Source organism: Roseibium sp. RKSG952 (assembly GCF_009711355.1).
The window spans coordinates 1-7,400 of record NZ_SMMF01000760.1 but is presented as its reverse complement, the minus strand read 5'-3'; the positions used below and the strand labels follow the sequence as shown (position 1 = coordinate 7,400).

The window sequence follows — 7,400 nt, the reverse complement described above, 5'->3', positions numbered from 1 at the left end:
TGAAATGGGGCGTCCCTTGAAGGGAACGCGCTTCTTCAAGCCCACAGCCTTAAAACGAGATGTCCAGACCGTCAGAGATATCGAAGTCTTCGCCCGAGAGGCCGGAGCGTCTGATTGGTTGTTTTGGAATATCGGTCTGACGGGTGCGAAAGCGTCAGCAGGACGTTTTGACGGCAGGAGCAAGGCTCCACCAAACTTGGTGCAGACGAGTCCAAGTTGCTGGGTCCAAAGATCATAGCTCGCCCCCTACGCCCTTGAACTTCTCAACAAACGCAGAGATTTTTTGAAACACACTTTGCTTTTTGGTCCGATATTGCGGGTGGAGCGGGCTCATCTTGGGCAGGATTTCATTCAGGTCTGCGCCGTTTTCGCTTGCGAACTCTCGTTTGATGGATGAAGCAACATAGCGTTTTGCGGCTTCTGCATTTAGATTTTCGGCGTTGATCAGCTCCTCGATCTCTCGGCGTTGCTCGGCTTGGGCAAAGGAGAAAAAGGCGTCGATCACGCCTGCCTTGTCTGCAATCTGGTCAAGGTCGGTCTTGTTGATGAAGTCGACCAGCAGGCTTTCTTTCGCCCGGTTTCCCAGGCTGGCCCGAATGGCCCGGCGAGCTTCTTCGAGTAGATCGCTCTTGCTGTTCACCTTCTTGTTCTTCTCGAAAATCAGCTCCAGGATATAATCAAGATTGATCTCCTGAGATTTCAAAAGGTCCACCTCGAACACGACATCATCCCAATCGATCGTCGACTGCTCCTTGTCGTTTGCGGCCTTCTCACGGCGCAGCCAATCGCGGATGTCGTTGTAGGTCGATCTATAGTCCTGAAGCTTCCTCTCGGAAGGCAATTTGATCGCCTCCAAATTCTGGAGGCCTTCATCGTTCAAATAATGCGTTGCCTTGAACTCTTCGACGGCTTCGGAGTCGTTGGTATCAAGATTCTGGTAGGCTTTGAGGGCTGCGAATTCGTCATAGTTCTGAAGCGCGTTCTCGGTTCTTAAGTATTCGCCAAACAGTTTGGTGAAGGCTTTCTTGTCCGCTTCCGTGACGATGTCATCCGGATTTGGAAAACGCGTCTCTAACTCCTTTAGAATATCAACGAAGCCGTCGCGTTTTTGGCCAGTCTCCTGATCCTGAAAACCCGCCATGTATTCGCTGTAACTCTTTTCCAGAACGACGTTTTTTGTATTCTTGTCGCCAAAGAGTGTAATCGCGTCGACGGTCGCTTGTTCAAGATCTCGAAACGCGACGATATTGCCGAACGCCTTGGTCGCATCATAGATCCGGTTCGTCCGGGAAAAAGCCTGCATCAGCCCGTGATAACGAAGGTTCTTATCAACAAACAGAGTGTTGAGCGTTGGGGCATCAAATCCGGTCAGGAACATCCCCACGACAATCAGAAGGTCGACTTCTCCGGAGCGGACGCGGCTCGCCAGGTCGCGGTAGTAGTTTTGGAAACTGTTGCTATCCACGCCAAAATTCGTTTTAAAATATGCATTATAGTCGCCGATTGCAGCGCTGAGGAATTCCTTCGCACTGCTGTTCATGGCCGAGATGTCGAAGCCTTCGTCCTGGATATCGCCGACCGCGTCTTGCTCCTCATTTGCGGCGAAGGAAAAGATCGTCGCGATCTTCAGCTTCTTGTCGCTAGCCTCTTGCAGCGTGTTCAGGGTCTCGTAATACAGCTTGGCCGCATCGACGCTGCTGACAGCGAACATGGCATTGAAGCCGCGTTTTCCCGGCTGCAGCCGATGCGTTTTCAGGCGGAAGTTGTTCAAGAGGTATTGGGAAACTTCCTTGATACGTTCGGGGTGAAGCAAGGCCTGCTTGTTTTCCGCCACGCTGAGTTTCTTTTCGTCTTGCTCGCTTTCGATCGCCCTGAACTGCGGACGAACGTCGTTGTAGTCGACCTTGAACTTCAGGACCTTTTCGTCCCGAATGGCGTCCGTGATCACATAGGAATGAAGTTCGCTTCCGAACACACTGGCGGTCGTTTCCGCCCCGAGTGCGTTTTCCGGAAAGATCGGCGTTCCGGTGAAGCCAAACTGACAGAAGCGTTTGAATTTCCTCTTTAGGTTTTTTTGCGCTTCGCCGAATTGGCTGCGGTGACATTCGTCAAAAATGAACACAACCTGTTGGTTATAAACCGGCAGATCACCTTCGGCCTTCATCAGGTTGTTGAGCTTCTGGATGGTCGTGACGATGATCTTGTTATCATCTTTACTCAGGTTGCGCTTCAGTCCGGCGGTGCTGTCGGACCCGTTGACGCTGTCGGGCGAAAACCGCTGGTATTCCTTCATCGTCTGGTAGTCGAGGTCTTTGCGGTCGACGACAAAAAAGACCTTGTCGATGAACTCCAGTTCGGTCGCCAGTCGTGCCGCCTTGAAGCTCGTGAGGGTCTTGCCCGAACCTGTGGTGTGCCATATGAACCCGCCGCTTGTCGGTTTGCTCCAGGTTTTGGCAAGGAAAGAGCTTTTCGTTTTCCATAAGATGCGTTCCGTTGCCGCGATCTGGTAGGGCCGCATGACCAGAAGCGTGTCGCTGACATCAAAAACCGAATAGTGCAGCAAGACACTCAGCAACGTGCGCTTTTGCAGGAAGGTTGCGGTGAAATCCTTCAGGTCCTTGATCAGGCTGTTATCGGACTCCGCCCAGTTCATGGTGAAGTCGAAGCTGTTCTTGTTGCGCTTGGTCGTGTTGGCAAAGTAGCGCGTGTCCGTTCCATTCGAAATCACGAACAGCTGCAGGAACTTGAAAAGGGAGTTTTCGCTGTTGAAGCTTTCCTTGCTGTAGCGGTGGATTTGATTAAAGGCCTCGCGAATGGCCACGCCGCGTTTTTTCAGCTCGATCTGCACCAAAGGCAGGCCGTTGACGAGGATCGTCACATCATAGCGGTTGGCATGGGTTCCGGCTTGCTCGAACTGGGTGATGACCTGCAACTTGTTGCGCGCCAAATTCCGCTTGTCGAACAGATAGATGTTCTGGATATGGCCGTCATCAAAGACAAAATCGTGAATGTAATCACTATGGATCTTGCGGGTCTTGTCGACGATGGTCTCGCTGGGGCGGTCCAGATAGGTTTCAACGAACCGCTGCCACTCGCCATCGAGAAAGGCGACGCCGTTCAACTCTTCCAGCTGACGGCGGACATTGACCAGCATGGCTTGATGCGTGGTGAGGTCGGAGCGAAACTCATAGCCTTGGTTGCCCAGGTCCTGCACCAGCTCGCGCTCAAGGTCGGCTTCGCTCTGGTAGTGCGCGACCGCGTCCCATTCCTTGACGTACTTATCCAGAACGATGAAGTTCTTCGATTCAGCAATGGGTTTTGTCTGCTCAACCATTTGCTTCGTCCTGCTTCCAAAATCCGTAGTTATCGATCAAATTCTCCAGCAAAAGCTTGACTGTCTGCTTTTCCGGATCGGTCGGGTCACGAACTTCTTCGCTGGAAAGCTTCGAATGGCTTGAAAACTGAATAATTCGGTTCAAGTAGGCTTGCTTTTCGCCAGGAACGGTATTCAGAAGATCTCCCCATTCCCTGTGCCCCAAAAAGTTGGCCGTTTTTTCATAGAGATTGCGCAGAAGTGTGAAGTGGAATCTCTCTATCTTGTTTTCTGCGATCGCTGTTTCCAGCACGCTTCTCAAATGCAGATGGTATGAAAAGCTAGTGTTTGAATCACCGTATTTGACGTTGAGATTGTAAGTGCCATCAGGCAACTGCTCCAACAGATAGCATGCTTCTCTGTTGCCGCCGCTGTTCATCTTCAGCTCATTATGCAGGACATTGTAGAACAATGGGCTGTGGGTGGTGATGATGAACTTTAATCCCTGAGGTGCACTCTTGATCAAACTGGCGAGATTAACCGCGAGCTCAATCAAGTGATTTTCGTCAAGCGAGCTAACCGGATCGTCGATGAACACGTATTCCAGCTGGTTGAAATAGTCTGTGTCTCTCTCTTCGGGCTCGGGCACATTGAGCGTTGAGACGACCTCTTCGAGCAGTGTGTAGAAAATGCTCCAAATGAACAGGCTTTCCTCGCCTTTGGAGATCTTGAAGTTCCCGGATGGCTCATCGCCTCCCGTATCAACCGAAAACGTCACCTCGGAGAACGCCTTGATCGTGGTCTTGTTCCCACTTGATTCTGTGACTTCGTACTCTCCATTGAACTTCGGAGTCAGTTTGTCGTTTGTGTACCGCTGAAAATTCCTGGCGACATTGTTTTCTTGTCCCTGATCGATCAGGATCCAGTCCGTGAAACTGTTCGGCTGGATCACCAGCTTTGGTTCACCATCGCCAAGCAGGTCGTTATTCCAAAAAAACAGGTCTTCGGTGAAGGCGTTGTAATAGAGGATTTTCTGGCGTGACGGTGCGCCCTCGTCGCCGTCGTCAGATTTCGGAGCGATCAGGTCTTTCAGGGCGCGGGAGAGCCGCGTTTTGCCGGTGCCATTGAAGGCATAGATCAGCTGCACCTTTTTGTCGGTGTCGTGGAGCTGCTGGGCGATCTGCTCGAGGGTCTGGCCCATTTACGCGACCCCCTCGGGTTTGGGGAAGCTTAGGAGCAGGTCGCGGTAGTATTCATATTGCTGCTGACGCAACTTGATCTCGCGCGGCAGGCCTTCGCTGAGTGACGTGGTAAGCTTATCGAACGTGTCCAGAATGGTGACAATGCGTTTCTTTTCGTCAAGGCTTGGGTTTGGAATGAGAATGCTGTTCAAGTTCTTCTTGTTCAGTTTGGGCTGTGCCGCACCCGAAATGTAAGGCGTCAAATCAATGCTGTTCAGATAGTATTCGACAAAACGACGTTCAGCGTAGGTCTCAAACTCCAGGATATGGGCATGGTTATTGACCCAAGTTTTGCCACTAATGCTGAAGGCAATAGGTGTGCTGCGCGCCAATAGGTTGGCACCATCTTCTGAGACAAGAAGATAATCGCCATCGAAAAGGTAGTCCTTAACGTAGTCTACGACGCCAGAGGCACCATAGTACGGGATTTCTCCGGGCTCTCTTAGGCTGCTCGTGATCGGCTTTCGCTTGGAGTCCAAGTTCTCCGCGAGCTTTTCCAAGGGTATCCACTCCACCTCACCCTCTTCGAAGCTCAGCAGCTGGTCGCGGTAGTGGTTGTATTGCTGCTTGCGGGCCTTAAGCTCGGCGGTCAGCTCGGCGGTCAGCTTGGTGAAAGTGTCCAAAATCCGAACGATCTCCGCCTGGATCGCGAGGGATTTTTCGGGATCGTCCGGGCATGGGATGGGGATGCCAAAATCATCTGTTATAGGGGTCGAGATTTGAGGCATTTGCATTTTGCTGCCAATCCCTTGGAAATATGGTTCGTTTAATTTTAGGAAGTGATATACATACTTGATCGAAATATGATCTCTTTGAGAGTGATAAGACCACATTTCATTCTTGTGAGAAAACGGTTGATCGTAGTATTCAAATTCAATTATGCCTCGTGATTTAACAATAATAGATGGCTCTCGGTTGATATGCTTTTGGGGGATGTCGTCAAGGTTCACGCAGGCGAACGTTTTACCCCCTGCGAAGATTTTGATCGGCGCACCTTCTTTGTGAAGAGCTCTCATTTGCCCGGCTGTAATCTTGGTGCCTTTCGTGCGAACAAGTACTTGTTTAAGCGGCTTCCACTCCACTGAAGCCCCATCCAGCAATTTTTCCAGAAAGCCCGGCTTGCTCATGCCTCGATCTCCGCAACGATGGCGTCGATGTCCGCGCGCAGCCGGTCGATCCTGGCGACAGTGGTTTTCAGCTCGGTATTCAGCTGGCTGATGTTGATGACGTCGCGGGTGTCCTTGGGCTCAACATAGGCACTGACGGACAGGTTGTAGTCTTTCCCGGCAATCGTGTCGTAGGGGACGGTTTCGGCCACGTAGGGCACGGTTTCCCTGCTGTCGAACAGCTTCATGATCTCGGCGATGTGGCGGTCTTCCATGAAGTTGTTGTTCGTGCCTTTGCGGAAAAACTCCTCGCCCGTTGCATCGATGAACTGCACCTTGGTATCCGGTTTGTTCTTGGCCAGCACCAGAATGTTCACGGCGATGGTCGTTCCAAAGAACAGGTTGGGTGCCAGCGCAATGACCGTTTCGACAAAGTTGTTGTCGACCAGATATTGGCGGATTTTTTGCTCTGCTCCACCCCGGTAGAAAATTCCGGGAAAGCAGACGATGGCCGCGCGTCCCTTGGCCGACAGATAGTGCAGCGCGTGCAGCACGAAGGCAAAGTCTGCCTTGGACTTCGGAGCCAGGACACCTGCCGGCGCAAAGCGTTCGTCGTTGATCAGCGTCGGATCCTCCGAGCCCTTCCATCTGACCGAATAGGGCGGGTTCGACACGATCGCGTCAAACGGCTTGTCGTCCCCGAAATGCGGATCTTCAAGCGTGTTCCCGTACTGAATGTTGAACTTGTCGTAGTTCACATTGTGCAGGAACATGTTCATGCGGGCGAGGTTGTAGGTGGTGTAATTGATTTCCTGCCCGAAAAACCCGTCTTCGATGATGTGCTGGTCGAAGTGTTTTTTGGCCTGTAAAAGCAGCGAGCCGGAGCCGCACGCCGGATCGTAGATCTTGTTGATGCTGGTCTGCTTGTGCATCGCCAGTTGGGCGATCAATTTCGAGACGTGTTGCGGCGTGAAGAACTCGCCGCCGGATTTGCCTGCATTGGCTGCGTAATTGGAGATCAGGAATTCGTACGCATCACCGAACAGATCACCGTGGTTTTCTTCAAATTTCAGCGGAAGGTCCGCAACGCCCTTGAGCACCTTGGTCAAACGTTCGTTCTTGTGCCTGACCGTGTTGCCGAGGCGGTTGCTGGTGGTGTCGAAGTCGGCAAAAAGACCCTTGATGTCGTCTTCCGATGCGTACCCGTTGGCGGATCCTTCAATAGCCTTGAGAATATTGGCCAGATCGGTGTTCAGGCTTTCGTTCTTGGCAGCCTTTGCAGCCACATTCGCAAACAACTGGCTGGGATAGATGAAGTATCCCTTGGTCTTGATCGCGTCGTCTTTGGCCTCATCCGGAATATCGGCATCGGACATGCCTGCATAGTTGATGCTGTCGTCACCGCCTTCAATGTATGTGGTGAAGTTCTCGCTGATGAAGCGATAAAACAGGGCCCCCAGCACGAATTGCTTGAAGTCCCAGCCATCAACCGCCCCCCGCACTTCGTTGGCGATTTGCCAGATTTGGCGGTGCAGAGCGTCGATCTGTTGCTGACCTGTCATTTTTGATTTCCTTAATTCCGGTTCGGCTACTCGGCGTGACTCGTAAAACTGACCTCTTTGATATCGCAAGAGTTGCGTTGTCAGAAGTAGCCATTCGGTTTTGCACCCTTCATCAATTGTCGGCTTTCGCGATGACGAGTTTGTTCCGTCACCTCGCTGACGTCATTCAAGGCATCGA

General features: G+C 51.9%; 4 protein-coding genes. All 4 read right to left on the bottom strand.

All coding sequences use genetic code 11. The features are described from left to right. Positions 1-232 precede the first annotated feature (232 nt). From E1297_RS05785 to E1297_RS05770, 4 genes are read right to left on the bottom strand one after another with little or no spacing between them, the layout of a single operon-like run. The gene (locus E1297_RS05785; RefSeq protein ID WP_155135158.1) at positions 233-3,334 is read right to left on the bottom strand and encodes an HsdR family type I site-specific deoxyribonuclease; all 3,102 of its coding nucleotides are present in this window, start codon (positions 3,332-3,334) and stop codon (positions 233-235) included. Further along, entirely contained in the window at positions 3,327-4,514 is a 1,188-nt protein-coding gene (locus E1297_RS05780; RefSeq protein ID WP_155135155.1) for an AAA family ATPase, read from the bottom strand. Before E1297_RS05780 ends, E1297_RS05785 begins: the two co-directional genes overlap by 8 nt. Continuing rightward, on the bottom strand, positions 4,515-5,681 hold the full coding sequence (locus E1297_RS05775; protein WP_155135152.1) for a restriction endonuclease subunit S: 1,167 nt from the start codon (positions 5,679-5,681) through the stop codon (positions 4,515-4,517). It lies immediately after the preceding gene. Further along, on the bottom strand, positions 5,678-7,222 hold the full coding sequence (locus E1297_RS05770; RefSeq protein ID WP_155135149.1) for a type I restriction-modification system subunit M: 1,545 nt from the start codon (positions 7,220-7,222) through the stop codon (positions 5,678-5,680). The genes E1297_RS05775 and E1297_RS05770 overlap by 4 nt, the downstream gene beginning before the upstream one ends. Positions 7,223-7,400 lie beyond the last annotated feature (178 nt).

Excerpts from the sequence above, each read along its gene's own strand:
- E1297_RS05785 (WP_155135158.1), bottom strand. The coding sequence starts at position 3,334 with ATGGTTGAGCAGACAAAACCCATTGCTGAATCGAAGAACTTCATCGTT.
- E1297_RS05780 (WP_155135155.1), bottom strand. The coding sequence starts at position 4,514 with ATGGGCCAGACCCTCGAGCAGATCGCCCAGCAGCTCCACGACACCGAC.
- E1297_RS05775 (WP_155135152.1), bottom strand. The coding sequence starts at position 5,681 with ATGAGCAAGCCGGGCTTTCTGGAAAAATTGCTGGATGGGGCTTCAGTG.
- E1297_RS05770 (WP_155135149.1), bottom strand. The coding sequence starts at position 7,222 with ATGACAGGTCAGCAACAGATCGACGCTCTGCACCGCCAAATCTGGCAA.